This window comes from Caulobacter sp. P1_B12_2 (assembly GCF_056406675.1).
In genome coordinates this window covers 1-4,337 of the sequence record NZ_JBFTZS010000402.1, presented here as the reverse complement: position 1 = coordinate 4,337, position 4,337 = coordinate 1, and the positions used below count along the sequence as shown (strand labels likewise).

Sequence of the window (4,337 nt, the reverse complement as noted above, 5' to 3'; positions counted from 1 at the left end):
GATGCTGTCCCTACGCACGCGGACAACACAGCCGACAGAGCTTCCCGCTCGATCGCCCCCGAAAGCCGCATCGGTCGCCGTACGTGCGCCCTCCCCGTGCCTCCAGGTGCAAGCATTATGCGGCGGTCTGAGAGGGTGGGGATAAGTTAGGTCGAGAAATTTCAAGGCGTTGAAATCGATGGACTTCATTCGCCATACGCCGAGCATCGACGCCCTTCCCTCCCCCTCATGGGGAGGGAAACGACGGTGGCGGGGCTACGGCCGTCACCGCCTGGAAATCCAGGGTGACGCCCAAAGAAAAACGGCGGGCTCCGAGGAGCCCGCCGCCATTCCAGCTTTCGCTAAGGGCTTGACCTTAGAAGTCCAGGTCGAAGCCGAACCGCACGTAGCGCGGATCTTGGTAGGCGATCGGCTTGGCGTAGTTGTTGTTGCGTCCGCCTTGGCCGGTTTCGCCACGCTCTTCGAGCGAGGTGATCGCGTCCTGATTGAACACATTGAAGATGTCGGCGCGCAGGACGAGGTTGCCGCCCAGCGCCATGATCTTCTCCGGAACGGTGTAGCGAACCGACAGATCCAGCGAGGTCTGCCAATCGGTCTTCAGACCCTCGCCCCGCGGACGCGGAACGTGCGGCGTTTGCACGGTGCCGTTGGGGTTGAAGGTGCTGCAGTAACGCGAAGCCGCACCGTAGCCAGCCGAGTTCGGATCCGTGAGGTCGTCGTGGAGACCCAGGCAACCCTGGTGCTTCGGCGAGATCACGGTGGCGTTAGCGCCGAACATCAGGTTGTCGGTCACGGCGTAGGAGCCGAAGGCCTTGAACTGATGCGCGTGGTGGTTCGGCAGCAGGCCGTACTGGTTCTCGGTCAGGCCGACGAAGTCATACAGCACGGTCGAACCAGCGTCTTGCTGCTGGTTGTCAGACAGCACGGTGCCTTCGTAGTTACCCTTGCTTTCCGACAGGGTGTACGAGCCCTTCACACCCCATTTGCCGTCGAAGGCGCGCTCGAAGGTGAACTCTAGAGCGATGTATTCGCGCTTCGGCTTCGGGAAGTTCAGCTCTTCCGCGGTGAAGGTCAGCGTCTTCGGCAGGGCGGCCGCGGCGGCGATGGTGGGCGCGTCGTGGACCAGGGCATCAGGCTGACGGAGCTTGATCGTCAGGTCTTGGCCCGGATTGAAGACGATGTACTGCCACGAGTTGTTGTAGATCGTGCGGCAGGCGGTCAGCGTCGCGCCCGTGACGTGAGCGTTACACCAGTTCACCACAAACGGGTCGAGGGTCGTGTCTTCCGAGATGCGGTTCAGCTTGCGGTAGGTCAGGTTCACACCGGCCTTCCACAGGTCGTTGATCTGGCGCTCGTAGCCGACGGTGTATTCGTCTTCCTGCGAAGCCTTGATGCCGACGGCGGCCTTGGAATAGGCCGGTTCGGCGATGCCCAGACCGAACGAAACGGTACAAGCCACAGCGCCCGGCGTGGCGCCGGCGATGATGTTGTTGTTCGGGCAGGTCGTCAGCACGCCGGGCGTGGTGCCCTGGGTGGCTTCAGTGATCTGCGAACCCAGGCCGGTCGGAACCTGGTTGGGCGCGCGGGTGAAGTTAGCCGTCGGGTTGGTGAGCGCATTGTAGCCCGGCGCGCGGAAGAACACGCTGTAGCCGAGGTCGGCGCCGCGATAGCTGAGGTTCGACGCCGGCGGGATGTAGTAGCGGCCGAACGAGGCCGAGACCTTGTCCTTGCCTTCGCCGACCGGATCCCAGGTCACGCCGAAACGCGGGCCCCAGTTGTCCTTCAGGTTCAGGACCTGCTCGCCCAGGAGGTTGTCCAGGGTGAACTTGTCATTGCGGATACCCAACTGCAGGCTGAGGTTCGGCGTGATGTCCCAGGCGTCTTGCACGTACCAGGCCGCGTTCACGCCGTGCACCGGCGCACCGCCCAGACGTTGGGTCAGGATTTCGACGTAGTGTTCGCCGTCAGCGACGTTGAACGTGTCTTCGTCCGAGCCCGTGTGGTAGATGTAGCCGATGCCGGTGGCGCCCGGGCCCGTACGCAACGAGGCGTGGTTCAGCGTCGTCTTTTCGTGGTCGTAGCCGCCACGGACGTGGTGATCGCCCAGTAGGTTGAAGTACAGGTCGCCGTCCACGCGATAGAATTCGCGCAGCGTCTTGCGAGTTTCGATCGAGGCTTGCTTCTGGGCGCTCGGCGTCAGCACGGTGCCCGTGCTGTCGTCCTGGACCAGCGGATCGACGGTGTTGGACGGCAGGGTGCTGTTGGAGTCGCGGTTACGGCCGTAGGCGGCCGACAGGGTGAACCAATCGGTGAACGAGCCGGTATAGCGCGCCACGTAGTTCACGCCGCCTTGACGGTAGACCGTCGAGGGCAGTTGGGCGCCGATGGTGTCGGTGCCCGCGACGTAACCGTAGGCGGTGCGGTCGATGGTCTTCTGGGTGTCGAAATAGGTCAGTTCGACGCGGTGACGGTCGGTGATGTAACCGTCGATCTTGGCGCCCCAGAACGGGTCGTTCGACTTGTCGATGGTGTACTGGCCGACGGTCTTGTAGGCGGTCTTTTGCTCTTGTTCGCGCTGTTGGTTCAGCACGTAGAAGAACAGGTGATCCTTGATGATCGGGCCACTGACCTCGAACGTGCCGCTCTTGTCCGAACGGGCGCTGCGGTGGTTGGCGATGATGTAGGTGTCCGGCGAGTCTTCGCGCAGGCCGTCCATTTCGAAGTTGCCGTGCACGGCGACCTTGAAGTCGTTCGAGCCCGACTTGGTGACGGCGTTGATGACGCCGCCCGTGGCGCGGCCGAACTCGGCGGGGTAGCCGCCGGTCTTCACTTCGATCGACTTGTAGAAGTCGAACGGCACTTCGGCGGCGCCGATGTACGTGTCGAAGTTGGTGATGTTCAGGCCGTTGATGTAGAAGGCGTTTTCAGCGACCGAGCCGCCGCCGACCGACGGCTGGGCGCCGAAGTTGGCCGCGCTCGGAGCGGTGCCCACGCGGGCGGCCGAACCGCTGACGACGCCCGGAGCCAGTTGGACGACCGCGGTCAGCGAGCGGCCGATCGGCGCTTGCTTGGTCAGGGTCTCCATGYCGACGGTCAGACCCTTGGTCGTCGCGGCGAAGTCCAGTTGCGGGTTGGCGGTGGCGGTGACGACCACTTCGCTGACCGAAGCGTCGGCCGAGGCCAGGGTGAAGGTGTAGGCGGTCGAACCGCCCAGGCCAACGCGGACGTTGCCGTCGCTGGTCGGCTGGTAGCCTTCCTTGGCGATCGAGACCGAGTAGCCGCCGATCGGAATCAGGGGAACGCGGAACTGGCCCGAACCGTCGGTGGTGACGTTACGGGTGAAGCCCTGGTCGAGCGACTTAACCGTGACGGTCGCGTCCGGAACGGTGACGCCGGCCGAATCCTTGACGGTGCCGATCAGCGAGCCCGAGCTGTAGTCCTGGGCGCTGGCCAGGGTCGGGATCGCCGTGGCGATCGCGGTGACCGCCAGCGGCGCGGCGACGGTGGCCAGGCCGGCCAGCAGCGTCGACGTCAAAAGACGCGCACGTGCGCCGCCCTTGGTGGAATTCATCTTCATAATATCCCCTCTGACATGGCGAAGCATCCCGACCGCCCGCACGCGCCCCTTTCGGGGGCGTTACGTTCGGCCTGTCCGGATTTTTGCCCCAACTCCACCACGAGAACTTAGGTGTCCCGGAAAACATTTCCCCGGTTAGCGTGACGTTAGGAGGCGTGCCGCGCACGGGTCAATTCCCATTACCAGTCCGTAATAACATCGCCCCAGGCTGTCGCATTATCGCAACACGATCGCCTCATTTCTGACGAACGCCGCTCAGATTCTCCTCAAACCGAGGGATAACATGGGTCTCGACCCCGGTATCCCGTTGGGCTCACAGGCAAATTCGACCCGAGCGCGCCGTTCGCGAGCTCCAAGCGAAGATCAGCGCAAAAACCGGTTAAAACGCCCCGCATCGTGTTGACATTCGCGGAAACACCCCAAGAAACCTCTCGGATATCGCTACCAAGTGCCGAATAGCGGCGATACCGGCGAAATCCTTCCCATTGATTGCTCAGATTTCTGCCACATTTCACCGCGGCTGACCGTTGCACGGGCGCCCAAGTGCCGGGAAGATGGGGCTGACACGCCGCCCTCCCCGCCCTCTCCACGAGTGACAAGCCATGACCGCGTTCCGCCGTGTAACCGACTCGCTTTCGGTCAGCCCCCAGATCGCGGTCGACGACCTGGGTCGCGCGGCGAGCGAAGGCTTCGTTCTGGTGATCAACAATCGTCCCGACGACGAGGAGCCGGGCCAGCCGTCGAGCGCCCAGGTCGAGGC

General features: G+C 63.5%; 2 protein-coding genes. One reads left to right on the top strand and one right to left on the bottom strand.

Annotated features, from left to right (window positions below; genetic code table 11):
• Positions 1-355: 355 nt before the first annotated feature.
• Positions 356-3,571 carry a TonB-dependent receptor gene (locus tag AC1DZ6_RS20155; protein ID WP_477098913.1) on the bottom strand — a complete coding sequence of 1,072 codons (3,216 nt, stop codon included), beginning with the start codon at positions 3,569-3,571 and terminating at the stop codon, positions 356-358.
• Positions 3,572-4,179: 608 nt separating this feature from the next.
• On the opposite strand from AC1DZ6_RS20155, the gene AC1DZ6_RS20150 reads away from it, so the two are divergent.
• Positions 4,180-4,337 (top strand): beta-lactamase hydrolase domain-containing protein (locus tag AC1DZ6_RS20150; RefSeq protein ID WP_477098914.1); only part of this gene is annotated, 158 nt, incomplete at its 3' end.